Genomic DNA, 25,818 nt, shown 5'->3' on the forward strand with positions numbered 1-25,818 from the left:
GCGGCGTTTGGACGCTCGTCTTCTCCCAGTGCTACCGCTACTTCCTTGGCCACCTCGATAAACGCCCGCGCCGCCGCACTCTGGTAAACCCCTTTGCGCTGCATCAACACCGCCGTGCGCTGCAACCGTTGCGGCCCCAGTTCAATGGCTGCCAACTCGGGATGCGCCCGTGCAATCGCGGCCGGCAATAGCGTCGACAGCGTGGTCCTGCGCACCACCTCGATCAATGCGCCAATCACATTGGCCTCCATCACCACGCGTGGGCGAATGCCGTGTTGGTTGCAGTAGCGGTCGATCTGCTCGCGGGTGGCGAACTCCTTGCTAAGCAAGATCAGCGATTCGCCATTCAGCGCCTGCAGCCCGATGGCTGTCTCGCCTGCCAGCGGGTGTTGACTGCCGACCACCAACGCCAGGGTTTCCACCAGCAGTGGATAGCTGTCGATATCGGGTGCGTGCGCTTGATCAAAGGCAATGCCCACATCCAGCTCGTCAGCCAGCAACTGGTTTTCCATCTGCTCCTGGGCGACTTCACGCACGTTCAGCGTGATGTTCGGATAGCGGCCGTGAAAGGCTTCCACCAGCGGCCCTACGAGGTAGGTGGTGAAGGTGGGCGTGACGGCAACCCTCAGCGTCCCACGGCTCAAATCACCCACGTCATGGATCGCACGCGTGCCTTCCTGCAATGCCTGCGCCGCGCGTAACGCATAGCGCAGGTAAACCTCGCCGGCATCGGTCAGCCGTGTCTTGCGCCCTGAGCGGTCAAACAACTGCGCGCCGAGGCTTTCTTCCAACTGCCGCACTTGCTGCGACAGCGCCGGCTGCGAGACATGCAGGGCCGTCGCCGCCTTGGTAAAGCCCTGATGCTCTGCCACGGCAAGAAAGTAATGGATATGGCGCGCCAGCATATTTGTACTCATAAGATTATCTGATGTGTCTGATCATATATGAGACTTTTACCTTATTTAAGTGGCTGCGTAACCTTTGCTTCATCGCATCGCGAACCAAAGGAGTCACCCATGCAAGACATCATCGACGGTTTCCTGAAGTTTCAACGTAACGCCTTCCCCGAGCGTGCCGGCCTGTTCAAAGACCTGGCCAACCAGCAGAGCCCACGGGCGCTGTTCATCTCCTGCTCCGACAGCCGCCTGGTGCCAGAGTTGGTCACGCAGCGCGAGCCGGGCGACCTGTTCGTGATCCGCAACGCCGGCAATATCGTGCCGTCCTACGGCCCTGAGCCGGGCGGCGTGTCGGCCTCGGTGGAGTACGCCGTCGCGGCCTTGCAAGTCAGCGACATTGTGATCTGCGGCCATTCCGATTGCGGCGCCATGACCGCCATCGCCACCTGCAAATGCCTGGACCACATGCCCGCCGTGGCCGGTTGGTTGCGCTACGCCGACTCCGGCCGGGTGGTCAATGAGGCCCGCCAGCATGTCGACCAGCCCGCCAAAGTGGCCTCGATGGTGCGCGAAAACGTCATCGCGCAATTGGCCAATATCCAGACGCATCCATCAGTGCGCCTTGCCCTCGAAGAAAAGCGCGTAACGCTGCATGGCTGGGTCTACGACATCGAAAGCGGCTGCATCCAGGCCTTCGATGGCCGCACCGGCCAATTCGTCGCCCTTGCCGACAACCCGACTGCGCGCGCCGTTTCCTACTAACACTCGACTTTTTACCCACGGAGATAACCCCATGATCCAGTCGCAAATCAGCCAGACCACTCGCCTTGCCCTGACCGACGTCATCCTCTTGGCCAAAGCCCGCAAAGACCTGTCGTTCGCCCAGATCGCCGAAGGCACCGGCCTGCACGAAGCCTTCGTCACCGCTGCTTTGCTCGGCCAGCACCCACTGCCGGCCAGCGCTGCTCAAGCCGTTGCCGACACCCTGGGGCTGGATGCGGATGCCGTGCTCCTGCTACAAACCATCCCGGTGCGTGGCAGCATCGGCAACGGTGTGCCGACCGACCCGACCATCTACCGCTTCTACGAAATGATCCAGGTCTATGGCACCACGCTCAAGGCACTGGTCCACGAGAAGTTTGGCGACGGCATCATCAGCGCGATCAACTTCAAGCTGGACGTCAAAAAGGTTGAAGACCCGGACGGTGGCTCCCGCGCCGTGATCACCCTGGATGGCAAGTACCTGCCGACCAAGCCGTTCTGATCAGCTGAGTAACGGCCCGGCGCTGCATGGGGTTTGGGCTATGGCAGCCACATTATGTGCTGCCTTGAATCCCGCTACGCGGTGCATTTACCGGGGTTGATCCATTCGCGCATCGTATACGGTGCGCTTTTTATTGGTGCAGACCTGGCTTTTCGTTAGAGGCCATCCGCTCCAGAAACCCGGAAATCAACCCCACCACCTGCTGCTGAATCACCGCCCGTGGCCGTCCACCCTCGCCATCGCGGCAGATCATGCCATCCCCTGGCGAGCTTTCTTCAATCAACTCGATTGCCCCCTGCTTGCAGATCGACATAAAGCTGAAGTGCGTGGCGTCGCTGATTTCCACGTACTGGGTCGAGGCTTTTGGCAGGCGCTTGACCAGGTTGGCGGATTCCAGGTTGGGGTCCATATCCTCGGTTGGCACGCCCCCCGCGATGACCAGTGCGGGCACTTTGAATGCTGCCAGGCTGGCGTCGGTCATGCCGCGTGACAGGCCCAGGTCCAGAGACACGATGGCGGTGACGCGCTTGTCGCTCAAGTCCGCGGCCAGCCGGGTTTTGCCGTCGGGCGTCGCGGCGGGGTTCATCTCGTGGTAGCCGATGCAACCGCCCAGCTTTGGGTGCGCTGCGCAGTCGCGGGCGAACAGGTCAGGATCGAAGCGCGCTCCGCCGATTTCCAGCACGGTCCAGCCGCCGAGGGAATGGCCGACGGCGGCAATCTGTTGGTTCGCCACCGCGCCAAATTGCTTGGGTTGAGCCAGTACCGCGTCGATGGCGCGGCTCAGGTCGGCCGGGCGCTGCCATAGCTGCGCGGCGGTTTGCGGGTTGCGGTCCTTGGTGGTGGTGCCGGGGTGGTTGACCGCCGCGACGATGTAACCTTTGTGCGCCAATGCACTGGCCAGCCACACCTGCTTGCCCCAGTTGCCGCCGTAGCCGTGGGACAGCACCACCAGCGGATGCTCGCCCGCAGCCGGCGGTGCATCGGGCACGGCGAGGGCGCCGATGAAGACCGCGTTGTCGGCGATCAGCTTGGGTTTGGCCGTGGTGGTCGCGGGGTACCAGACCACCAGCTCCAGTGGGCGGTTGTTGTGCGCATCGGGCAGGGTGGTGGTTTTGAAGCCGACCGGGTTTTCGTCGGCGAAGGCGGGTGTGGTCAGGCAGAAAAGGAACAGGGCGCGTAGAGCGGTTTTCATTGTTTTTATCGTCCTTGATGAGGTGGCGAATCATTACCTGAAACCCTGTGGTCTGCACATCCCCTGTTTGCACTTAATTCCAGGCCCCTTGCCTGAGATTAATCCCCTGTCCGACCTTGGTATTGGCCAACCCAGCCCCATAACTACCCTCGTATCCACTGAGGGCGCAGACCATGACCAACCCAACCGAAACCGCGATCCTTGCCGGCGGCTGCTTCTGGGGCATGCAAGACCTGTTGCGGCGCTACCCTGGCGTGCTGCAAACGCGTGTCGGCTACACCGGCGGCGATGTGCCGAATGCCACGTACCGCAACCACGGCAACCATGCCGAAGCCATCGAGATCGAGTTTGACCCGGCGGTGATCAGCTATCGGCAGATTCTGGAGTTCTTTTTCCAGATCCATGACCCGAGCACGCCTAACCGCCAGGGCAATGACACGGGGCCCAGCTATCGCTCGGCGATTTATTATTTGAGTGAGCAGCAGCGCGACATTGCCGAAGATACGGCGGCCGACGTGGATGCATCGAACCTCTGGCCTGGTCGAGTGGTCACCGAGATTGAGCCGGCAGGGCCGTTCTGGGAGGCGGAGCCTGAGCATCAGGATTATCTGGAGCGGATACCGAATGGGTATACCTGCCACTTTATTCGGCCGAACTGGAAGTTGCCGAAACGGGCTTGAGAGTTCGCATGACGTGAACCCTGCGCCAATCCAAAATGTGGGAGCTGGCTTGCCTGCGATTACGGTGTGTCAGTCAATAAATTAGTTAACTGATCCTCCGCCATCGCGGGCAAGCCCGCTCCCACATTAGCCTTGGGTTGTCTCGTGTTCAGTGATCCATTGCACCGTTAGCCGGCGGCCTCGCGCTCCAGCAGCCTGTCCATCAGCAACACTCCCAACTCACTCAACTGGTGAATCGCCAGCGCCACGTCGCGCTGTTTTCCCGACAAGTCTTCCGACAGGTCGAGCAACAAGGCGGTGACCGAGGAAAAGGTTTCGTAGCTGTTGGTGATCAGTGTTTCGTTGCTGGCGTCGGCGGCGACGTTGAACAGCGCGGGCGGTGGCATAGCCGGGTCGGCTTTTGGATTGAGGTAATGATCAATTGCGCGATGCGCGGCCTGATTGAGTTTCAGGTCGGGTTCGCTTGGAGGGTTCGGCGTTATTTTGAACATCATGTAATTCCTGAATGGGGCCGACACCCTTTCGCTACTACACAAAGAGGGTGGCAGCTGTACGCAGGTTAGTAGACCGGGGAATTACACAAAGCCGGCGCGCCCGAAGGCGCCCTACGCACAGCCACCATCAGGCACAGACAGGAACGTCTGTTAGATGAAGCTCATGCACCAAGTGTAATTGACCCCAGGGCTACTAAACCCGATCACTGAATTGTCAGCGACCGAGCAACCTTAGAGACACCCACCAGAGCGCACAAGCCGGCGGATTCTGACGCAAGCGTAGGCAATGGAGCAAGGCGCTGTGGCCTCGGACTTTGCTGTTTCAGGCTTCGTTGTAGGACATGAGCCTTACGCCGAACAAAATGTGGGAGCTGGCTTGCCTGCGATTACGGTGTGTCAGTCAATAAATTAGTTAACTGAACCTCCGCCATCGCGGGCAAACCCGCTCCCACAGGGGTCTGTGTTGGTTGGACGGTCAGGTTTTGGCCACACCTACCCGCCACTGCGCCGGCGGCAGCAGCCCATTCACCAGGTAATTGCCCACGATCCGCGACTTGTACACCCGCGGGTTATGGTTCGCCAACGTGCGTGCATTGCGCCACAGCCGGTCCAGAGCCTTGTTGCTCGCCGTAGCACTGGCGCCCAGTGCGTCAAACAACCCGGTGGTCGCCGCGAGCGTTGCATCCACCACGGGATTGACCGCCAGGCACACCTCCAACTCCGCCAACGCAACCTGCGGGTCGTCATCCTGCAACGGCTGGTCATGGGCAATCACATACTGCGCCGTCTGGTCCAGGCGCTGCGCCGCGTGCTGGGTAATGGCGTGTGCGGAATAAGCTTGGCTGGCGACTTCGCCAATCACTTGCAGCAACTGCACATCCTGGGCGGCCGTGTCGGCATTGCCGGTGGTGAAAGTGCGGGCGCGCTGTCTGAGTTCTGCCGCGCCACTGAGCGCGGCGCGGCGGGCGATGCCGGCCAGGGTGGCGAGGTGGTAGATTTGGTAGAACGATTGGCCATACGCAAAGCGTTGCGTGGTGGGGCGCACATCGTCATCCACCACCGGTGCGTTGTCGAAGAGGCAGGTGCCGCTGGCGGTGAGGCGTTGGCCGAAGCCGTTCCAGTCGTCGACTATCTGTACACCGGGCGCCTTGAGGTCGACCACCAGGCTGTACACCACGCCGTCTTCGCCGGTGGCCACGGTGTTGATCAGGTCACTGTAGAGTGCGCCGGTGGTGTAGAACTTCTTGCCGCTGATGCGCAGTGTGCCATCGGTGTGGCGGTGCAGGCGGGTGCCGAAATCGCCACGGGCCTGGTTGCCGACTTCGGTGCTGCCTGGGGAGAGCAGGGCGCCTTGGCCGAGGCGGTCGAGCCATTGGGCGCGCCAGTCGTGGTCTTTGGCGCACAGTACGTCTTCGCAAAAGCCAAAATGCCCACGCAGGGCCTGGGTGATGTTGGAGTCGGCGGCGGACAGTTCTGTCAACAGCGCAAGCAGTTCAGCGAAGGTCGCGCCTTGCCCGCCGCAACTGACTGGCAATCGCCAGCGTGGCAAACCCAGTGCGTTGAGCTGTTGGATCACCGTCGCCAGGCTGGCGCGTGTCTGATCCGCCTCGGCTGCGTGTGCAAGGATCTGCGCAAACAGCGGGCGAAACGGAGCGGCCAGTTGTTCGTAACGGGCGGAGGGCGCAGTGCCCCAGATGTTCAATACGGGAGTCGACATGCAATGGACCTTGCAGAAAGGGTTTCAGGCGCGGGGTCCAGTGGTCTGGTGGCGTCACCCTAACTCAGTGGGCAGCAAACTTTTAATACGAAAAATAGCTAACCCACTGTGCAGCGGTTCTATCGATAGTGCACAACAGTATTAAACCCGGCGCTTTTATTGCGGTAGCTTCTACGGGCGCCACGCTCGGCGACCGCCAAAACCCTTCCCTCATTGCCAGACTGCACGCCCACAGATGGTTGAGCCAGCCATTAACTGTGTGGATTCCTCCTATGATCAATCGTCGTAACCTGCTTGCCATGCTGGGCCTGGCCTCACTGACGCTGCACGGCTCATCGGTGTGGGCGGCAGCGCCGCAGACCCTCACGGTGGGCGACCAGTTTTTCTCCAATCGCATCGTCCTGGAGCTGTCCGGCGAGCTGAAAGACTTGCCGTATAAAATTGACTTCAAGCGCTTCAATACCGGCTCCCCGGTGGCCTCGGCGGTCGCCAGTGGCGCGCTGGACGTGGGCATTGTCGGCGACACGCCGGTGATCAGCCTCGCCGCCAATGGCGCGCCGGTGAAGGTGGTCGCCAGCACCCAGACCAGCCTTGATGGCGTGGGCATTGTGGCGCGCAAAGGCATCCATTCGGTGGCCGAGCTCAAAGGCAAAACGGTGGCGATCTGGAACGGCTCATGGAGCCAGCAACTGGCCTACAAGGCCCTGGATGAAGCCGGTGTGCCACGCAACAGCGTGACCTTCAAATACCTGCTGCCCGCTGAAGCCAGCCTGGCGCTTAGCCAGGGCGACATCGATGCCTTCGGCACCTGGGAACCCTACGTGTCGTTGCAGGAGAAAGAGGGCAGCACCCTGATCCGCAATGCCAAGGGCCTGATGAGTGCGCCAACCTATATCGTTGCGTATGAGCCGGCGCTGGCGCAGAAAAGTGCGATTATCAAGGATTTTATCGCGCGCCTCACCCGTGCCCGGGTGTGGAGCAGCACCCACGTGGATGAGTATGCCGAGGCGTGGTCGAAGGCCAACCAGTCTGCACCGGAGATTGCCAAGGTGTGGTTCAAGCGGGATGCGATCAAGGTGCTGCCGATCTCCCCGGCCATTGTCAGTGAGGCCCAGGCCACGGCGGATTTCCTGGTGGATGCGCAGATGCTCAAACAGCATTACGACGTGACACCGTTGTTTGATCAGGCCCTTTAAACGCGCAGGTAACACGCGCTAATAGTCTCGAACGCCTGTTGATAGGGGGCTGAGCTAGGTTTTTTTATTCCGGTTGGCGCCGGAATAAAAAATTAACTGGCATCAGCATGGAGTAGCCAGTAGGCTACAGGTGAAACTTTGACCAATTCGATCGGCAGGACGCCGGAGTTTGATACATGGCTCGACGGTATGAAGGACCTTTGGGGAAAAACGGCGGTTCTGACCCGCCTGGACCGCGCCGAAGAAAACAATTTTGGCGATTGCGAGCCAGCCGGTGACGGCCTGAGTGAAATGCGTGTATTCGTCGGGCCTGGCTACAGAATTTACTTTGTGCGCACGGGCATCACGGCTTACCTGATGCTGTGGGGCAGTGATAAAACCGACCAAAAAAGAGGCATAAAGCGGGCAAAAGAGATTCTCGATGCCCTGAGAGGTAGGTGAAATGAGCAATTCGACATTCAAACCCGAGGACATGCCGATCCTCGATCTTGATACATCCGGCACCAGCGTCTACGAAGCTTCGCGCTTCCTCGACAACCCCGAAATCATCAGCGCTTACCTGGCGCAAAGCATGAAGTCCCAAGACCTGCACATCCTTATGAAGGCACTGGCCGAGGTCGCCAAGGCCCAGGGTGTAAACAAGGTGGCCGAGGCGGCGGGCGTCAATCGCGAGAGCTTGTACAAAACCCTCAAGGGCGGCTCCAAGACACGTTTTGAAACGATCAAAAAGCTGATGCTGGCGTTAGGCGTTGAGCTGACTGTGCAGCCTGTCGCAGCGGGCGCAAACAAAAAATTGCCACGGCACAACGGACAATAATCAGCAACTGTCAGTTTTCACAGTATCTTTCCCCTTGAAGTCATGGTGTTGTCACACGCTGATGCGAACGTTCATCAGCCAAAGAACATAGGGCACCTGCCTACGCCTGAGTGGTACTTCAAGGAGATTTAATCATGAGGGTCGTGACCTCAGGCTCTGCTTATCTGGATATTGACGCGTACGCCTGTTGCATTGCCTATGCCGAGCTGCTCAACCACCAGGGTATTCAAGCGCGGGCGGTGAGCAGCGCGCCGCTCAATTTCAGCGTTTGCGCCAGTGTGCTTGGCTGGAAGGCTTCGCTGGACGATTACCGGCCCGGCGCCGATGATGAGTTCGTGTTGGTGGATGTCTCCGACTACCATCATTTTGACCCGGTCGTGGTACTCGATCAGGTGTGCGAAGTGATTGACCATCATCCGGGCTTTGAAATCCACTGGGCGCAGAAGCTGGGTGCGCAGGCTGACATCCGGCCAATCGGTGCCGCAGCAACGCTGGTTTTCCAGCGCTGGGAAAGGTCCGGCCTGCTGCCGCAGATCAGCCGACACAGCGCGGCCTTATTGGCCACGGCGATTCTGGACAATACCCTTAACTTCACCGGCAAAATGACCGCATCCCTGGATATCTGGGCCTACGAGGTGTTGGCGCGGCGGGCGGGGCTGGCGGCGGATTGGCCGCAGCGTTATTTCAGCGAATGCCAGGCTGCGATCGAAGCCGACCTTGAGGTCGCTCTGGCGGCTGATATGAAACACATGACGGCCACGCGCAACCTGCCGCAGCTCATCGCGCAAATGACGGTATGGGATGCGCAGGGGTTGCTTGAGCGGCACCACGCAGGCATTGAGCACTGGCTGGCGGCGCAAGGTAAGGACTGGCTGTTGAACGCCATCAGCATCCGTGAGCGCAAGAGCTACTGGTTGGCCGAGCCTTCGTCCAGCCAGCAGAAGCTGAGCCTGCTGCTGTCGCTCAATTGGCAAGGTACACGGGCAGTGCTGGCGCGTGCGATGCAGCGCAAGGAGCTGGTGAAGCTGGCCTTGGCTGCCGCAAACGAAGACCTCAGCGCACGAGGCAAGGCCGTTTGTTGTTGAAAGCCCAGCCCGGAATCAAAAACTGCATCGCCACGCTGTCATCCCGCGCGCCAAGGCCCATGCCGTTGTACAGCTCATGGGCCTTGGCCACGGCGTCCATGTCGATCTCCACGCCCAGGCCCGGTTTGTTCGGCACCTTCACATAACCACCCTCGATTTTCAGCGGCTCCTTGGTCAGGCGTTGGCCGTCCTGCCAGATCCAGTGGGTGTCTATCGCAGTGATGTCGCCCGGTGCGGCGGCGGCCACCTGGGTGAACATCGCCAGGGAAATATCAAAGTGGTTGTTGGAGTGCGAGCCCCAGGTCAGGCCCCACTCATTGCACATCTGCGCCACGCGCACCGAGCCTTGCATCGTCCAGAAGTGCGGGTCGGCCAGGGGAATATCCACCGATTGCAGCTGGATCGCGTGGCCCATTTCACGCCAGTCGGTGGCGATCATGTTGGTCGCGGTTTTAAGCCCGGTGGCTCGGCGGAATTCGGCCATGACTTCACGGCCCGAGTAGCCGTTTTCTGCGCCACAGGGGTCTTCGGCGTAGGCCAGCACGTGGTGTTGATCGCGGCACAGGCGTATGGCTTCTTTGAGTGACCATGCGCCATTGGGGTCGAGGGTGATACGGGCATCCGGAAAGCGTTCGGCCAGTGCGGTGACGGCTTCGATTTCTTCATCGCCACTCAAGACGCCGCCCTTGAGCTTGAAGTCGTTGAAGCCGTATTTGGCTTTGGCGGCTTCGGCCAGGCGTACCACAGCCTCGCTGGTCAGGGCTGTTTCATGGCGCAGGCGGAACCACTCGTCATCGGCGTCCGCCTCGTTGCGGTAGGCCAGGTCGGTGGCCGTGCGATCACCGACGTAGAACAGGTAGCCGAGCATTTTTACCGCGTCACGCTGTTGGCCTTCGCCCAGCAGGGCGGCGATGGGCACTTCGAGGAATTGACCCAACAGGTCGAGCAGGGCAGCTTCCATTGCGGTGACGGCGTGGATGGTGATGCGCAGGTCAAAGGTTTGCAGGCCTCGGCCGGCGGCGTCCCTCGATGCAAAGGTGGTGCGCATCTGGTTGAGGATGCGCTGGTACTGGCCGATGGGTTGGCCGATCACCAGGCTGCGGGCGTCTTCCAGGGTTTCGCGGATACGTTCACCGCCGGGCACTTCACCGACACCGGTGTGGCCCGAGCTGTCCTTGAGGATGACGATATTGCGGGTAAAAAACGGCCCATGGGCGCCGCTCAGGTTCAGCAGCATGCTGTCGTGGCCGGCGACGGGAATGACTTGGAAATGGGTGACGACTGGCGTGGTCATGGCAAGGTCCTTATAAGCTCAAAGAGGTTTGCTGATAGCGGTAGCCGTTGGCGCGCCGCTCGGCGGCGCCAGCACGGCAGAAGGCGAAGTCTTGGCAAAAAACACCAGGATGGCCGCCAGCACCGAAGTGCCGGCCAGGCCATACAGGCCGCCCTGGATCGAGCCAGTGCTCTGTTCCAGAAAACCGAAAGTGGTGGGGGCCACGAAGCCGCCCAGGTTGCCGATGGAATTGATCAGTGCGATCACCGCAGCGGCGATGCGCACATCCAGGTAACCCTGTGGGATCGGCCAGAACAGCGAGGAGGCGGACTTGAACCCGATGGCCGCGAAGCAGATCGCGACAAAGGCGAAGATCGGCCCACCCGTGGTGGACATGAACATGCCGGCGGCGGCAATCAACAGCGCGGCGGCGACCCAGGCTTGCTGGAACTTGAACTTGCCCGACAGCGCGGCGAACGCGTACATGGCGATGATCGAGATCAGCCACGGGATCGAGTTAAAGAAGCCGACCTGCACGTCGCTCAAATCGCCCATCTTCTTGATGATGCTCGGCAGCCAGAAGGTTGCGGCGTAGATCGTCAGCTGGATGCAGAAGTACAGGGCGCAGAACAGCAGGATCTGGCGGTCCTTGAGCAGCTTGCCAATAGTCGGTTTGACCGTGGTCAGCGCCTCACGCTCGCGCTGTTCCTGGTCGATGGCGCCCACCAGCGCGTCCTGTTCTTCACGGGTCAGCCATTGAGCGTCGTGAGGTTTGGAGTCGAGCCAGAACCACACGAAGAAGCCCAGTGCCACGGAAGCCAGCCCCTCGATGGCAAACATCCATTGCCAACCGTGGAACCCGAATCCTTCTATTTGCAACAATACCCCCGACAGCGGGCCGGAGATCAGCGACGCAACCGCCGAGCCACTGAGGAAGATCGCGATGGCTTTACCGCGTTCCACGCCGGGAAGCCAGCGGGTGAAGTAGTAGATCACCCCGGGGAAAAAGCCCGCCTCGGCCACGCCCAGCAGAAAGCGCAGGATGTAGAACTGGGTTTCGTTCTGGATGAACGCCATCAGCGTGGCGACGATGCCCCAGGTGAACATGATGCGGGTCAGCCAGATGCGCGCACCGACCTTTTGCAGCAGCATGTTGGAGGGCACTTCAAACAGTGCATAACCGATGAAAAACAGCCCGGCGCCCAAGCCGTAGGCAGCCGCGCCGATACCCAGGTCATGCTCCATGTGCGTGCGCACGAAGCCGATATTGACCCGGTCGATGTAGTTGAGGATGAACATGATCACGAACAGTGGGAGCACGTGGCCCTTCACTTTGCTCACGGCGCGCGTGAGGACCGAATCACTTTTTGGAGCGGCAGATGCATGGTTTGAATTGTTCACAATTCAAAACTCCCCCTGATTTATTTTTATGCGGGTTTGCGTGTTTTGTTGACAGACATCATACAAGTGAATTTCTTGAGTTCGCAATCTACCTGTAACTGTTTTTGTTCTTATAAGACTGCTGGTTGATTGAGTGTTTTGGTTATTTTTCCAGCATTTGTTGGGTTTGTATGTTGTTTGTCGATGTGGCTCTCGCACGCTTCACCTCAACACGCTGGCTGCCAGGCCCAGCGAGTTATGCGCCATTAAGATTGGTTGTCATACAAGTGTGGCTCTTTATTAATCAAGCCAGCGCCTGCTCGGGGCAGGGTGTTAAGCTCCCCTGAGCCAACCCCGTGGACCCGTAGCGATGCCCATTGAAAGTGGAACCCTTGTGCGTAAACGTTCCAATAACCTCGCCCAGGGCGTGGTCGAGGCGCTGACCCAGCGCATCCTGCTGGGCCAACTCAAGCCCGGTGAAAAATTGCCGTCCGAGTCCAGTATCGTGCTGGAGCATGGCGTGAGTCGCACGGTGGTGCGTGAGGCCATCTCCAAGCTGCAGGCGTCGGGGCTGGTGGAGACGCGCCACGGCATCGGCACCTTTGTGTTGGCGCAACACGCCCAGCAAGGTTTGCGCTTGCATGTGGACACGGTCGCCAGCGTGCGTAACATGCTCGAGCTGCGCCTGGGCCTGGAGGTGCAAGCCGTGGCGTTGGCCGCGCTGCGCAGGAGCGACGAACAGCTCGCCCACATGCGCCAGGCGCTGGACGATTACCAGGCCTCGCTGGCCAACAACGACAGCTGTGTGGAGGAGGACAAGCGCTTTCACCAACTGATCGCCGAGGCCACCGGCAATACTTTTTTTACCGAAATCATGCTGCACCTGGGCAATGCGATGATCCCGCGCACTCAGGTCAAGGGCGCTGAGCGTGGCGCTGCCGATTTCGCCAAGCTGGGGCAGTTGGCGAACCTTGAGCATGAGGCGATCTTCAATGCCATCAAACGCCAGGACCCGGACGCGGCGCGGGCCGCCATGGTGCTGCACCTGACCAACAGCCGGGACCGCTTTTCCGGGGAATGACAAGGAACCACCGTTGAACGAACACACATTGTCCATGCGCCTGGAGCGCGTGGCCGCCAACGTACCTGTCGGCGCATGCCTGGCCGATATCGGCTCAGACCACGGCTACCTGCCGGTGGCTTTGATGCGCCGTGGGGTAATCACGGCGGCAGTGGCGGGGGAGGTGGCAACCACGCCCTTTCACGCAGCCCAACGCACCGTGCGCGACAACGGCCTGGAGCAGCACGTCAGCGTGCGCCTGGCCGACGGCTTGGCGGCGATTGAGCCGGGCGATGGGATCACCGCGATCAGCATCTGTGGCATGGGCGGCGAGACCATCCGCGACATCCTCGACAGCGGTAAAGCCTACTTGAGCGGCGAGGAGCGGCTGATCCTGCAACCCAATGGCGGCGAGCAACCCTTGCGCCAATGGCTGATGGATAACGGCTATCGCATCCTTGGCGAAGAGCTGTTGCGGGAAAACCGCTTTTACTACGAAATCATCGTGGCCGAGCGCGCCGGGCCAGTGGCCTACACCGATGAGCAGCTGTACTTCGGCCCGTTGCAAATGCAAGCCCGCAGCCCGGAGTTCCTGGCCAAGTGGCAGCGGATGCTGCGCCAGAAGCACAAGACCCTGGCCAGTTTTGAGCAAGCCCGCCAAGCGGTGCCGGAGCAAAAACTGCAAGAAATTGCCCAGCAGGCGCGCTGGATTGTCGCGCTGCTGGCGTGAAGTGACTTGTAACTTTTCCTACGGGTATGCAAGGATCTGCCCATGACTCAATTTTCGCAAAGCAACCGCCATCATCATCACGGACCTTCCTTCAGGTGCCGTGGTTGCTTGCGCTCACTGATTGACCAGACCCACTGATCACTCAATGAACCCCACCCAAGGCGCCTATGGCGCCTTTTTTATTGCCTGCAAACACTGGAGATTCAACCCATGACAATGCTACGTGGAACCCGAATGGTCACCGGCAAAGAAGCCGCAATGATGCGTGAAGTAGAAAGCCGTTTCCGGAGCTACCTTCATCGAAGCGGGCGCTGAAGAAGTCATCGTGCCGGCCCTGTGGGGCCAGGATACGTTTATCGAAAAAACCGGCGGCAGCGAAATCATCGGGCAAATGTGGGCCTTCGATGACAAGGCGGGCCGCAAGTGTTGCCTGATCCCGGAGGCCACCGCGCTGTTCCAGGAGCGCAACGCCGCCTTGCTGCTCGACGGCCGCGCGGCGGCGATGTTTTTCTACGTGGCGCGGTGTTACCGGTATGAGCGCCCGCAAGCCGGACGTTATCGCGAGTTCACTCAACTGGGGCTGGAGATTCTCGGCCCTGACCCCGAATTGGCGTTACAACGCAGCCAGGCCCTGTGTACTGGTTTTTTGGACACGGTGGGGCTCGACTATGAGCTGAACCTGGCCGTGAAGCGTGGGCTGAGTTACTACCTTGAGGGCAACGGCTTCGAGGTGCGCTGCCCGACATTGGGTGCGCAACAGCAAGTGGTGGGCGGCGGGGCTTACCGTGAAGGCGCGGGCTTCGGTATCGGGCTTGAGCGGTTGGTGCTGGCGTTGGCGTGAAGCACCAGGCGCCTCCCAGTGGGAGGCGCCTGCTTTGCCGCCCTCGAATATGCTCCAATAGCCGCCTTCTTTTGCAGACCCAGGAACCCCGTCATGGCCGAGACCACCGACCAAGCCTTCTACGACCGCGCAGACGCGCATATCGAACTGTCCAACGAGCAGCTCAAAACCTGCGAAAACCTCGGTGAGGTCAGTGCCTCGATGATGTTCGGCACCACGCGCTTCAATGCCTGGGCCAGCGCCCGCAACTTCAAGTCCGGCGCCGAAATGGCCGAGGCCCGGGAGGCGATGCTGAAGTATTTCTGTGACCAGTACCGGATGATGCTTGAGGATAATCTGGATGATCACATTAATAATTTCGCTCAGTACATGCTTCTGAAATAAGCGGAGTTCAAGCGTGTCTTACCTTCGGGATGACTTTGAGCCATCTGCCTTCTTTCTATTGTTGTTCTCTTGCAGTTTTTGCAGTTACAGCTTGAAAAGTGTGCGTTGGTAATGTTCTAAGTGTTGAGCAGGGGGTGCGAAAATATAAGTCTGAATGTTTGTTTTTTTTCGTTCAAAAAAGATTGAGTGATATCAGTGGTCGATCTCAACAACTCATAGTGTTGGGTTTTATGAAATGCCGAGAGCCCATCGCAGAGCCTGCAACGGGCGAAGGTACGGCGAGTACTAACTAGCGATTGATGTTGTAGTTGTAAAGTTTTTCACTTCTGATGGCTTCTTTGAAGTTGTGGATTAAATAGACAATTGAATGATTCTTGCCGTCGTAAATTTTTTTGTAGAATTTTTCGGCGGAAGCATCATTCAGTTTCGTTGCGTCATCGGTCTCTGTGAATTTACAAAAGATCTCATGGATCTTCTCTATGCCTTCTTTGTAGTGTAGCGCGGTTTGAACTTTTTTTTCTTTAGAGAAGGCGTGTGCGATGTATTGGCTTCGGTAGGAGTAAATACCGCTTTCTTGTATCAGCTTGTTGATGTCATTTAGCTCTTTTATAAGCGTGTTTTGGTTTAGTGAGTTTTTATATTTTCCGTAGCTGTCAATTAATTCGTTGAGCTTTGAGTAGTGAATGACTGCTAGCGTTAGGTGTAGTCGGATGTGTGATCCTTTGTCCAGTGATCTGCCTTTTGCATCAGTAGCCTTGGTCAGTTCAAGGTTTATGAAGTAAAGCTGACTGTTTGTTTTAAAGTCAAGCATCAGATCGGTGAGCAACCAATAATGATCGATGTGTACTCCATATAATGCGTCATGCTCGTCCAATATTTTGTCAATGTCGCCATCTGAATGCGATTTCTTTTCTTGTTGCAAAACATGCTTGATTTTCAAGCGTGCCTCTGCCTCTTTTTTTAGGACTCTGGGGGCACCCAGTTCTAAAATTGTTTTTGTGATGGCTTGCAAGGTGGACTCCATAACTTAGCCTAAGTGATTTTTGTAGGCTGACGTGCTAGTAAGGCAGTGTGGGTGGGGAGTTTTTAGCAGCTGCCTGGTTAGACGCTTGGCCAGACAATTTTTAAGTTTATGTACTTGTCATTAAGTGCTTTGTAAAAAACTTGACCTCCGTCGAGGTGTATTAGTAGTTCGAGTGTTATCAGTTTGCCCCTGGCGTCATTGCCTGCACCCACTAAAACTTGCGCATAATCTTTGTTAGATAAAAGTGTCGGAGGGAAAGCCTTCCAGGCTATAGGCGGTTCATCGTTTGCAAATACAGTAATAGACTTTTCAGCGTGGAGTTCTACATCAACTTTGTTGCTGCACAGATTTGTGATTTCTAAGTAATTACTAACGCAAAATTCCATGTTTGCCTCTATTTTATAAAAAGTCAGATCGCACCACTACCTGAGCGCTGTGCAAGGTGCGCTTCGATAAAGTGATATTAGTATGACATCATTGATGTGTCTAGGTGAGTTGAAACGCGTCGGGGCCTTGTAGGAAGGGAGGATCTTTATTGTTTCCATGTCTAGATTTAACGCACATGGTCTGAGGTTGTTACGGGTTTTCTATCACATTGAGTGCTTTTGCCCCATTTTCGCGCACGCCAGTGCCTATTTTGATTGCCGATGCGCCTATTTCCGACTCCTTCATCAACGGCCCGTATCTTGCTTGGGCCTTCTCAATCAATGACATGGCATTTTGCTTCTAGTCATTTCCAGCTTGTTTTCCGGAGCGGTCGGCCATGCACACTCTTCTATCACCCGGTATCCATTTGCTCGGCCGTTTCGGTTTTGCGCGCAAGTTCCAGGTGCTGTTTTTCCTGTTCATGCTGCCCCTGGCCGGGAGCCTCTGGATGATTGGTTCGGACTATCGCGATAAATTGACCGTGATTTCCAGCGAGCAGTCCGGCGTGCACCAACTGTTGGCCCTGGACACGCTCGATGGCCAATTGACCGCGCAACGCAATCTGGCCGCACGCTGGAAAGCACTGGATATCCTCCACGCCCCAACCCCTGCCGCCCAGGCTGCAATGGACAAAGTGGATGCTGGCAACCCGCTTATTGTGCAAAGCCTGCAAGCCCTGGGTGAGGCGCTCAAAGCTCGCAATGCCAGTGCCGACACGCTGGCGCGTTTCGAGACGTTGCAGGCGGCGGTCAAGGGCATGGACACCCAATCCCTGCGCACGGTGGGCTGGTGGCCGGACGGCTACGACCGTTTCACCGCCGCGTTGACGGCGCTGCAGACCCTGCGCGAGCAAATCACGCTGGACACTGGCCTGATCCTCGACCCGTGGCTGGAAACCTACCTGCTGATGCAGATTTCCACCCAGCACACCCCGGACCTGATCGAGCGCATCGGTCGCACTGCCAGCGTAGGCCAGTCGTCCATCGCCTCGGGGCAGTTCACCTTGCAGAGCCGCTTGCAGATGCGCGACCTGCGCGGCCGTATCGGCGATGCACGCGACCAATTGGCCAAAGCCGCCGCTTCGCTCAAAGCCAAGCAATATCCCGGGATCGAGCCATGGACGGCGCAATATGACAGCAGCCTGCTGCTGCTGGATAACCAACTTAAAACCTTGGACGACGGCGTGTTTGGCGGCACCATTAAATTGGACACCGCCGCCTTCGACAGCAGCGTCGACAGCATGTTGGGCGCGTTGGGGGCGTTGCGCAGCCAGTCGCTGAACTCACTGGATGCGCGCCTGAGTTACTACCGCGAACGCTCGCTCCAGCACTTTATTCCGGTAGCGGCGACGTTCAGCCTGTTGGCGCTGGCCGCTCTGTACTTGTTTATCTGCCTGCAAGCCTCGATCCGGCGCAGCGCCAGTGGCATCACCACACTGGCCGAGTCCCTGCGCGACGGCAACCTGTGCGTCGAGGTAGTGGTAGAAGGCCGCGATGAGCTGGCGGCAATCAGCACCGCGCTCAATGTCGCCGTGATGCAATTGCGCACCAGCCTGCTGGGCGTCAACCACGAGACCCAGCAACTCGGTTCAGCCGTGCTGACCCTCAATAGGCAGTCGGGCAGCACCCTCACTGAGGTTGAAGACCAACAACACCAAATCAGCCAGATTGCGGCCGCCGCGACCCAACTGGCCGCTACCTCCATGGGCGTGGCCAAGAGCTGCGAGCAGGCCTCGGGCAGTGCGCAGCACACCCGCCGGATTGCCGAAGACAGCAGCCGCGACAGCCAGCGCACCACGGCAAGTATCCAGCAACTTAACCAGCGCCTGACCGACACCGCCAACGCCCTGGAGCAGGTCAGCCAGCAGGGCCAGCAGATTCAATCGGTGGTTGACACCATTCGCGGCATTGCCGAACAGACCAATCTGTTGGCGCTCAATGCCGCCATCGAAGCTGCGCGCGCGGGCGAGCAGGGGCGTGGGTTCGCCGTGGTGGCTGATGAAGTGCGCAGCCTGTCGCAACGCACCCAGGCGTCCACCGCGCAAATCGCCGGCACCGTAGACAGCCTGCGCGCCACCGTCAGCCAAGCGGTCAGCCTGATGGGCGCGGCGTGCGACCAGGCACTGACCGACGCCGAATCCGTGACGGGCCTTGGCACCCGCCTGGGCGAAATTGCCGGTGCGGTGCAACACGTCACCGACACCCTGGCGCAGATCGCGGCAGCGGTGGAAGAACAGGCCACCACGGCCGATGAGGTCAGCGGTAACATCCAGCAGGTTGACCAGGCGGCAGGGCGCTTGCTGGACGGCGCACGGGCGGTGAATCAGGCGGCGGACACCTTGAGCAAGGGCAGCCGGGCATTGAGTGATAACACCGCGCGGTTCCGGCTGAGCTGAAGCACTGGCAATTGAACAATAGGTACCGCCGATACACCCGGGCATTCGTTCCGGGGTTTACCTATCGCAAATGGATGCTTGAGGCCTACAAGCACAACAAGCGCTGCGGACGGCGGGTCCTTCAAGGGCACTCCACTGGGCCGGCGTAGTCTCATGGCCACACACCCAACCTTATTTTGCGGAGCTGCCCATGATCACCGTCCACCACCTGAACAACTCGCGCTCGCAGCGCATCCTCTGGTTGCTTGAGGAACTCGGCCTGCCCTACGAGATCAAGCGCTACCAGCGCGACCCGAAAACCAACCTGGCGCCGCCGGAACTCAAGGCCATCAACCCGCTGGGAAAATCCCCCGTCATCGAAGATGGCAGCCTGGTATTGATCGAGTCCGCCGCCATCATCGACTACCTGATCCGCCGCCACGGCCAAGGCCGCCTGCAGCCTGATCCTGCCACCGCCACCTACGACAAATACGTGCAATGGCTGCACTTTGCCGAAGGCTCGGCGATGCTGCCGTTGATGCTCAACCTCTACGTAGGTCGTTTGGGCAACGCGGGTGCGCCCTTGCACCCGCGTATCGAATCGGAAGTGGCCAATTACCTGGGCTATTTGAACAGCGTCCTGGCGGACACGCCTTATCTGCTGGGTGATGAACTGAGCGGCGCGGACATCCAGATGAGCTTTATCGGCGAAATCGCCAAAGCCCAAGGCAAGTTGCCAGCCTATCCAAACCTGGCGGCCTGGGTGCAACGCTTCCAGGCTCGACCTGCGTACCGCAAGGCGGTGGAGCAGGGCGGCGAATACGCATTCGCCAAGTAAGCCGGCGCAGCTGGCACAATTGACCCTTGTGGCAAGCCCGTTCGCCACGGGTTCGTGTCTGCCTTTTCTTAAACGCTTTTGCCCGCGAAGCGCTTCAACGAAAACGCCGACAGGTCCAGGTCACTCGACCCGCGCATGCACCACTGCGCAAACGCCTCACCCAGCGCAGCCGAATGCTTGAAGCCGTGCCCCGAGCACGGCGACACCACCAGGGTGTGCTGCAACGTGGGGTGTTTGTCGATGATGAAATCGTGGTCCGGGGTCACGGTGTAGGCACACACCGCCGACTTGACCACGTTGGCCGACACGCCAGCGATACGGCCCTTTACCTGCTGCTCGTACATCTCCTGCGCTTGCGCCGTCGAGACAGTGCGGTCCAACGTTTCAGGCGTGGCCGTGGTGTGATACTGCGCCGTGGCCAGCTTTATGCTGCCTTCGCCGGGCAACGCCGGGAACCCATAGTGGGTCTGATCCTGCCCGTGCGTGAGGATGTAAGTGGGCGATTTACCCACCAGATCTGCACCGGCCTCAAGCGCGAACCAGAACAACTGTTGCCGGTAAACACTCAGCAACCGGTCAAACGGCGCGCCGAGTAAACCGCCGGCCCAGTTGCCGGCACTCACCACCAGCTTGTCGGCCTGTAGCGTGCGCTGGTCGGTGGTCACCGTTACGCCGTGAGCATCCGAACTGATGTGCGTCACCGTCTCGCCCTTGTACAGCGTGGCGCCGTGTTGCTCGGCCAGCGTGAGCTGCACGTCAATGCAACGCTCGGGACGCACAAAGCCACCGCCGGGCTCGTAGTAGCCGATGGCGCTGTCCGCCACCTGGGCAAATTGCAGGAAGCGTTGGCGAATCTGCGCAGCGTCCAGCAGCTCATGTTCGATGCCATAGGTCTGCGCCAGGCCGATCGTGCGCAGGGTGAAGTCGGTTGCATCGCTGGGGTCGAAGTCATCATGGGAGGTGAGCACCAGCAACCCCGACTGCTCAAACAGCGCCTCCCCCGACAGCGCCTCAAGCTCGCGCCAGATAGCGTGCGAACGCCGCACGATGGGCACGTACTGCGCACCTTCGCCCACCGACAGCCGCGTGATACGCGTATCGCCATGGCTGGAGCCAAAGCTGTGGGGCGGGTGGTGACGGTCTATACCGGCGACGTTTACCCCGGCTTTTGCCAGTTGATACAGCGTGGCGGCACCCATGGCGCCCAGGCCGATGACCAGCGATTCATAGCGTTCCAAGGTGAGTACTCGCGTGTGAGGGCAGGGCAGTAGTTGAGGGGAATGCGCGGGAAAAAACAATCAAAATCGCGGCAGGCTGCATTTCCCGCTCATGACCCTGCGGTCTATTTGCATATGCCAATTACATAGCACTGTGAAATTTTTTATTCTTTCCTAACCTATGTCTCCTTCATGCAAAGTCCGCCGTTCCTGCGATGACTTTTCATCGCTCTCGACCGCAAGGCCCTATGGCCGTTATCCGCATGGAGCATGCAATGGGTGTGAATCAGAACCTGCACTTCGGTCTGATTGGCCAGATGTTCAAGAGCGACTACAGCTGGCTGTGCGCGCGCGTTGGCCGGGCGATGGGATGCCCGCATGGGGCTCAGGACATCGCTTCGGAAACCTTCTTACGGGTGCTGGCGTTGCCGGACCCTGCGGCCATTCGCGAGCCGCGGGCGTTGTTGACCACCATTGCGCGGCGCCTGATGTATGAGGGCTGGCGCCGTCAGGATCTGGAACGCGCCTACCTGGAAGCGCTGGCGCAGGCGCCCCAGTTGGTGCATCCGTCGCCGGAGGAGCGTTTGTTGTTGATCGAGACGCTGCTTGAGGTCGACCGTTTGCTCAACGGCTTGTCGGCCAAGGCCAAGGCGGCGTTTTTGTATCACCAGCTGGATGGTTTGACCTATGCACAAATTGGCGAGCGGCTGGACGTTTCGGTCAGTCGGGTGCAGCAGTACATGGCTGATGCGTTCAAGCGCTGCTACCTGGCGATGGCGCAGCCATGAGCAGCACCGTAGCCGATGAGGCCATGATCGAGGAGGCGGCGCAGTGGATGGCATTACTGCAATCGGGGCACGCCAGTACCCAGGAACAGAATGCCTTTCGCCGCTGGCGCGAGGGCGACCCACGCCGCGCCGAAGTCTTCAACAGGATGGGCAGCGGCCTGTCGATACTCGGCAACGAAGGCCTGCGGCGCATGCCCCGCGAGAACTTGCTGCACACCTTGAACGCGCCTTCCGGCCGTCGCAGTTTTTTGCGCACCACCCTGGCGCTGGCCGGCTTCGCTTCTCTGGCAAGTATCGTCACGCGGCTGTCCGACACCTGGCTGCCATCCGGAACCCTGCGCACTGGCACCGGCGAGCGTTTGCACCTCACGCTGGAAGACGGCAGCGCCCTGAGCCTGGATGCACGCAGCAAGGTGGTGACGCAGTTCGACTCGCAGCAACGGCTGTTGCAATTGCTCGATGGCAAGCTGCTGGTGGACGTGGCCAAGGACAGCCAGCGCCCGTTTATTGTCGAGACCGAACAAGGCCGTATGCGTGCGTTGGGCACGCGGTTCCTGGTGCAACAGGGCGAAGGCCAAACGCAGATCACGATGCTGCACTCCCAAGTGCAGATCATCACACGCAGCGGCGCCGTGCAGGTCATCAACGCCGGCCAGAAAGCCACGTTCAACGCACAAGGCATCCTCAAGCTTGAAGCCGTCCGTGGTGGCGAGGCGGCCTGGACGCAAGGCCTGCTCCAGGTGCGCGACCGTTCACTGGGTGAAGTGGTGGAGGCGCTGCGTGACTACCGGCGCGGCATTATCCGCATCAGCCCTGAGGCGGCCAGCCTGCGTTTGAGCGGAATTTTCCCGCTGGACGACAGCCAGAGCGCACTGCAACTGCTGGCCAAATCCTTGCCGGTGCAGATCGAGTATCACAGCCCGTATTGGGTCAGCATCGAGCGCCGATAAAATAATTTCGCGGCGCTCTATAAAAACCTCGAGGTTGTTGCACACCCCAATGCAGGCAGAGGTTTATCCACCTGCACGCGCGCTGCTGCGGCGTTATAAACCCATGCTTTTTTAGCCTAACGGCGGCCTATAAAAACCACTGATTGGTTGTTCAACCCATCAACTGCATAACACTGATGGGGAAGCTCAACCATGCAATTCACACACCTTAGCCGCACATCGCTGGCGGCGTTGTCCCTGGCCATTGGCTTGACCTTGACCGGTCATGGCGCCATTGCCTTCGGGCAGCCAGCGCCGGTTGCGGCCGCCCAGGCCCGCACCTTCGACTTTGATATCGCCAGCGGCCCGCTTGACCAGACATTGCTTGATCTGTCGCGCCGCAGCGGGCAGAACATCGCCTTCCAGCAAGACCTGGTGCAAGGCCTTACCAGCGCGCCCGTGCGCGGCCGCTTCACCACCGAGCAAGCGTTGCAGCAGGCGCTGCGCGGCTCAGCCTTGGATGCCGTGGCAAGTGGCGACGGCGGTTGGGTGCTGCATCGGGTCGCCAAGGCGCCCGCTGCCAGCGTCAAGCCTGCCGCCGTGGCGGCCAAAGTACCCGGCGATGTGGCCCTGGAAAAAGTCGTGGTCACCGGCTCGCGTATCGCTCGCGCGCAAGTCGAAGGGCCGTCGCCGGTCACGGTGATCAGCAGCGAAGAGATCACCAATCGGGGCTACAAAAACGTCTACGACGCCATCGCCTCGCAAACCCAGAACACCGGCATGACCCAGGGCGAAGACTACGGCAACACCTTCCAGCCGGCTGCCAGCGCCCTCAACCTGCGTGGGCTGGGGCCCAACCACACGCTGGTGCTGATCAACGGCCGGCGCGTGGCCGACTACCCCACGGCCTACGATGGCATGGTCAACTTCACCAACCTTGCGAACATCCCGGCGGTGATGATCGACCGTATCGAAATCCTCAGCAGCGGCGCCTCGGCGGTGTATGGCTCGGATGCGATTGCCGGCGTGGTCAACATCATCCTCAAGGACAAGATCAGCGGCGTGGACGTTAATGTGCGCGGTGGTTATGCCGAGCGGGGCGGCGGTGACAACCAGCGCCTGCAAATCAGCGGTGGCGACACTTGGGGCGATTTTGACGGCGTGTTCGGCCTGGAGCTGACCAACCGCCAGCCGATCTGGAGCAACCAGCGCGGTTTTATGACCGACGGCCCGGCGGTCAACGTCGGCTACCGCCGCAACCTCGACAGCGGTGCGTACCTGGGCCCCGGTTGCGGTGCCTACGGTGGTATCTACAACGGCAAGTTGGGCAACACCGGCAACCGCTGCACCACCAACCAGTACTACAACGACTACTCGACCCTGCAAGCCGAGAAGGAAAACTACGACGGCTACACCCGAGGCACCTGGCACTTCAGCGACAGCGGCAAGGTGTTTGCCGACTTGATGTTCGGCTTCGATCACACCCAGAACAACACGCGTGGGCCGAGCTTCACCTCGCCGGATTTTATCAACCAGACCACCAGCAACCTGGAGCGCTGGTCGCGCAATTTTGCCGCGGAAGAAATCGGCGGCAAGACCAGCAACAACAGCAAATGGCGCGAGCTGTCCTGGACCGGCACCCTCGGCCTTGAAGACAAGTTCGCCAACAGCGACTGGGGTTATCAGTTGGCGGCCAACCGCTCCGAATACACCAGCGACCGCACCACCCGTTACACGCCACTGAGCGGCATCCGAGATTACTTCCTGGGGCCGCAACTGGGCACGCAGGATGGCCACCCGGTGTTTGCCCCGGACCCGTCGCGGCTCGACCAGCCGCTGACCGAAGACCAGTGGCGGCAGTTTCGCGGCAACCTGGTGCAAAAGAGCAAGTCGGTGTCCCAGACCTTCAGCGCCAACATCAACGGCGACCTGTTCGAGCTGCCGGCCGGGCCGGTGGGGTTTGCCGGTGTGACCGAAGTGGGGCGCCAGTCCTACAGCGTGCATGTGGATGACCAACTTAACGACGGCACCTTCTACAACACCACGCCAGCCTCCAATTCCGGCGGCTCGCGCGACCGTTATGCGGCGGGTGGCGAGTTCAGCATCCCCGTCACCGACACGCTGCTGGCCTCGGCCGCCGGGCGTTGGGACCAGTACAAATTCAGTGGCCGCTCCGAGCAACAAAAAACCTACAACCTGGGCCTTGAGTGGCGGCCGATCAACAGCCTGCTGTTTCGTGGCAGCTATGGCACCAGCTTCCGTGCGCCGGACCTCAACTACATCTACCAAGCCGACACCCGGGGCTACAAGCCGGACCAGATCGACTACTACGGTTGCAGCAAGGGCATCGAAAGCGCGTGCAATCGCGGGCGTGTCGACTACACCCAAAGTGGCACGCCGGACCTTGCGCCTGAGCGTGGTAAATCCTGGACCTATGGCGTGGTCTGGTCGCCGTCGCGCCAGTTCGATGTGTCGGCCGACTTCTGGCGCGTGCAAATCAAGGATTTGCTGACCACCGTCGACATCAACCGCCTGCTGCAACAGGAAGACCAATGCCGCAACGGCCTGCTCGACGCCACCACCTGCGCCGATGTGCTGGCGCGGGTGCAACGTAACGCCGGCAACGCTGCCGTCGACCCGAACCAGTTGCAACAGGTGCATATCAACGCCATCAACGCCGCCAGCGAGCGGGCCAGCGGCCTGGACCTCAAGAGCAATATCCGCTGGGGCGCCGGCGAGTACGGCGCGTTCAGTTCGGTGATCGGCTACAGCCTGGTGCTGTCCCACTACCTCAAGGACTCGGATGAGGCGCAAACCCAGAACGTGCGCAGCAGCACCAACTTCTACGACTGGCGCAGCAAGGTCAACGCCAGCCTCACCTGGGATTACCAACGTTTCACCACCACCCTGACCGGAATGCGTTATGGCAGCGTCACCAACGCCGCTGGCACTGGGCGCTTGTCACCGTGGGCCACCTTCAACGCCAGTGCGCGCTACCAGGTGACGGATGCGGCCAGCGTCGGCCTGACCGTCAATAACCTGTTTAATACCTACAAGCATGATGACTCCGCGTGGCCGTACTACCCGGTCGGCAACTACGACCCTTACGGCCGGCAAGTCTGGCTGGACGTGAGTTACCACTTCGGCAAATGAGTGCATAAGGACATGCGTTAACGGTCTAACCGGCGCCCTATAAAAACGTTGGTGCCGCCG

At 59.7% G+C, this 25,818-nt stretch carries 25 protein-coding genes; 16 read left to right on the forward strand and 9 right to left on the reverse strand.

Annotated elements, in window-relative coordinates; translation table 11 throughout:
- On the reverse strand, positions 1-905 hold a 905-nt coding region (gene cynR, locus K0H48_RS19060), incomplete at its 3' end, for a transcriptional regulator CynR (RefSeq protein ID WP_219268904.1).
- A gap of 111 nt (positions 906-1,016) precedes the next feature.
- On the opposite strand from cynR, the gene K0H48_RS19065 reads away from it, so the two are divergent.
- Positions 1,017-1,658 (forward strand): carbonic anhydrase, encoded by a 642-nt coding sequence (locus tag K0H48_RS19065; RefSeq protein WP_138814611.1) that lies wholly within the window; start codon positions 1,017-1,019, stop codon positions 1,656-1,658.
- A 31-nt stretch (positions 1,659-1,689) separates the two neighbouring features.
- Complete coding sequence (gene cynS, locus K0H48_RS19070; RefSeq protein WP_017136972.1) at positions 1,690-2,160, forward strand: cyanase; 471 nt, start codon at positions 1,690-1,692, stop codon at positions 2,158-2,160.
- Positions 2,161-2,290: 130 nt separating this feature from the next.
- On the opposite strand, the gene K0H48_RS19075 is transcribed toward cynS, so the two are convergent.
- A complete protein-coding gene (locus tag K0H48_RS19075) occupies positions 2,291-3,352 on the reverse strand; it encodes an alpha/beta fold hydrolase (protein WP_219268689.1) in 1,062 nt (353 codons plus the stop codon).
- Positions 3,353-3,525: 173 nt separating this feature from the next.
- Here K0H48_RS19075 and msrA point away from each other — a divergent pair, with 173 nt between their 5' ends.
- A complete protein-coding gene (gene msrA, locus K0H48_RS19080; RefSeq protein ID WP_219268690.1) occupies positions 3,526-4,032 on the forward strand; it encodes a peptide-methionine (S)-S-oxide reductase MsrA in 507 nt (168 codons plus the stop codon).
- A 167-nt stretch (positions 4,033-4,199) separates the two neighbouring features.
- Here the strand turns inward: msrA and K0H48_RS19085 are convergent, their stop codons facing one another.
- Positions 4,200-4,523: a DUF6124 family protein gene (locus K0H48_RS19085; RefSeq protein ID WP_219268905.1), complete on the reverse strand. Its 324-nt coding sequence runs from the start codon at positions 4,521-4,523 to the stop codon at positions 4,200-4,202.
- A 478-nt stretch (positions 4,524-5,001) separates the two neighbouring features.
- Entirely contained in the window at positions 5,002-6,243 is a 1,242-nt protein-coding gene (locus K0H48_RS19090) for an acyl-CoA dehydrogenase family protein (protein ID WP_219268691.1), read from the reverse strand.
- 272 nt (positions 6,244-6,515) lie between these two features.
- Between K0H48_RS19090 and K0H48_RS19095 the strand changes: the two genes are divergently transcribed.
- The 4 genes from K0H48_RS19095 to K0H48_RS19110 all read left to right on the forward strand — a co-directional run bounded on the left by K0H48_RS19095 (position 6,516) and on the right by K0H48_RS19110 (position 9,341).
- The gene (locus tag K0H48_RS19095; protein ID WP_219268692.1) at positions 6,516-7,439 is read left to right on the forward strand and encodes an ABC transporter substrate-binding protein; all 924 of its coding nucleotides are present in this window, start codon (positions 6,516-6,518) and stop codon (positions 7,437-7,439) included.
- Between the two features lie 138 nt (positions 7,440-7,577).
- Entirely contained in the window at positions 7,578-7,880 is a 303-nt protein-coding gene (locus K0H48_RS19100; RefSeq protein WP_219268693.1) for a type II toxin-antitoxin system RelE/ParE family toxin, read from the forward strand.
- Position 7,881: 1 nt separating this feature from the next.
- A complete protein-coding gene (locus K0H48_RS19105) occupies positions 7,882-8,256 on the forward strand; it encodes an addiction module antidote protein (protein ID WP_219268694.1) in 375 nt (124 codons plus the stop codon).
- Positions 8,257-8,390: 134 nt separating this feature from the next.
- Positions 8,391-9,341: a DHH family phosphoesterase gene (locus tag K0H48_RS19110; protein WP_219268695.1), complete on the forward strand. Its 951-nt coding sequence runs from the start codon at positions 8,391-8,393 to the stop codon at positions 9,339-9,341.
- Here K0H48_RS19110 and gudD read toward each other — a convergent pair.
- Both gudD and K0H48_RS19120 read right to left on the reverse strand, forming a co-directional pair.
- Positions 9,310-10,635 (reverse strand): glucarate dehydratase, encoded by a 1,326-nt coding sequence (gene gudD / locus K0H48_RS19115; protein ID WP_219268696.1) that lies wholly within the window; start codon positions 10,633-10,635, stop codon positions 9,310-9,312. The genes K0H48_RS19110 and gudD overlap by 32 nt on opposite strands.
- A gap of 18 nt (positions 10,636-10,653) precedes the next feature.
- Positions 10,654-12,015 (reverse strand): MFS transporter, encoded by a 1,362-nt coding sequence (locus tag K0H48_RS19120; RefSeq protein ID WP_219268697.1) that lies wholly within the window; start codon positions 12,013-12,015, stop codon positions 10,654-10,656.
- A 349-nt stretch (positions 12,016-12,364) separates the two neighbouring features.
- Between K0H48_RS19120 and K0H48_RS19125 the strand changes: the two genes are divergently transcribed.
- The 4 genes from K0H48_RS19125 (at position 12,365) to K0H48_RS19140 (ending at position 15,009) form a co-directional block, all read left to right on the forward strand.
- On the forward strand, positions 12,365-13,075 hold the full coding sequence (locus K0H48_RS19125; RefSeq protein ID WP_219268698.1) for a FadR/GntR family transcriptional regulator: 711 nt from the start codon (positions 12,365-12,367) through the stop codon (positions 13,073-13,075).
- A gap of 13 nt (positions 13,076-13,088) precedes the next feature.
- On the forward strand, positions 13,089-13,784 hold the full coding sequence (locus K0H48_RS19130; RefSeq protein ID WP_219268699.1) for a tRNA (adenine(22)-N(1))-methyltransferase TrmK: 696 nt from the start codon (positions 13,089-13,091) through the stop codon (positions 13,782-13,784).
- A gap of 298 nt (positions 13,785-14,082) precedes the next feature.
- On the forward strand, positions 14,083-14,625 hold the full coding sequence (locus K0H48_RS19135; RefSeq protein ID WP_219268906.1) for an ATP phosphoribosyltransferase regulatory subunit: 543 nt from the start codon (positions 14,083-14,085) through the stop codon (positions 14,623-14,625).
- 93 nt (positions 14,626-14,718) lie between these two features.
- Positions 14,719-15,009 carry a DUF3144 domain-containing protein gene (locus K0H48_RS19140; RefSeq protein ID WP_219268700.1) on the forward strand — a complete coding sequence of 97 codons (291 nt, stop codon included), beginning with the start codon at positions 14,719-14,721 and terminating at the stop codon, positions 15,007-15,009.
- A 289-nt stretch (positions 15,010-15,298) separates the two neighbouring features.
- On the opposite strand, the gene K0H48_RS19145 is transcribed toward K0H48_RS19140, so the two are convergent.
- Positions 15,299-16,021, reverse strand: a complete 723-nt coding sequence (locus tag K0H48_RS19145; RefSeq protein WP_219268701.1) for a hypothetical protein — start codon at positions 16,019-16,021, stop codon at positions 15,299-15,301.
- A gap of 89 nt (positions 16,022-16,110) precedes the next feature.
- Positions 16,111-16,419: a hypothetical protein gene (locus K0H48_RS19150; protein WP_219268702.1), complete on the reverse strand. Its 309-nt coding sequence runs from the start codon at positions 16,417-16,419 to the stop codon at positions 16,111-16,113.
- Positions 16,420-16,796: 377 nt separating this feature from the next.
- Here K0H48_RS19150 and K0H48_RS19155 point away from each other — a divergent pair, with 377 nt between their 5' ends.
- Together K0H48_RS19155 and K0H48_RS19160 are read left to right on the forward strand one after the other, a co-directional pair.
- Positions 16,797-18,854: a methyl-accepting chemotaxis protein gene (locus tag K0H48_RS19155; protein WP_219268703.1), complete on the forward strand. Its 2,058-nt coding sequence runs from the start codon at positions 16,797-16,799 to the stop codon at positions 18,852-18,854.
- 190 nt (positions 18,855-19,044) lie between these two features.
- Entirely contained in the window at positions 19,045-19,671 is a 627-nt protein-coding gene (locus K0H48_RS19160) for a glutathione S-transferase family protein (RefSeq protein ID WP_219268704.1), read from the forward strand.
- 68 nt (positions 19,672-19,739) lie between these two features.
- On the opposite strand, the gene solA is transcribed toward K0H48_RS19160, so the two are convergent.
- On the reverse strand, positions 19,740-20,909 hold the full coding sequence (gene solA / locus K0H48_RS19165; protein WP_219268705.1) for an N-methyl-L-tryptophan oxidase: 1,170 nt from the start codon (positions 20,907-20,909) through the stop codon (positions 19,740-19,742).
- Between the two features lie 254 nt (positions 20,910-21,163).
- Here solA and K0H48_RS19170 point away from each other — a divergent pair, with 254 nt between their 5' ends.
- From K0H48_RS19170 to K0H48_RS19180, 3 genes are all read left to right on the forward strand, one after another.
- Positions 21,164-21,676 (forward strand): sigma-70 family RNA polymerase sigma factor, encoded by a 513-nt coding sequence (locus tag K0H48_RS19170; RefSeq protein WP_138814635.1) that lies wholly within the window; start codon positions 21,164-21,166, stop codon positions 21,674-21,676.
- Positions 21,673-22,626 carry a FecR domain-containing protein gene (locus K0H48_RS19175; protein WP_219268706.1) on the forward strand — a complete coding sequence of 318 codons (954 nt, stop codon included), beginning with the start codon at positions 21,673-21,675 and terminating at the stop codon, positions 22,624-22,626. Before K0H48_RS19170 ends, K0H48_RS19175 begins: the two co-directional genes overlap by 4 nt.
- 192 nt (positions 22,627-22,818) lie before the next feature.
- On the forward strand, positions 22,819-25,758 hold the full coding sequence (locus K0H48_RS19180) for a TonB-dependent receptor (RefSeq protein ID WP_219268707.1): 2,940 nt from the start codon (positions 22,819-22,821) through the stop codon (positions 25,756-25,758).
- Positions 25,759-25,818: the final 60 nt, after the last annotated feature.

It is taken from the genome of Pseudomonas sp. Xaverov 259, assembly GCF_019352915.1.
Classification (GTDB): Bacteria; Pseudomonadota; Gammaproteobacteria; order Pseudomonadales; family Pseudomonadaceae; genus Aquipseudomonas.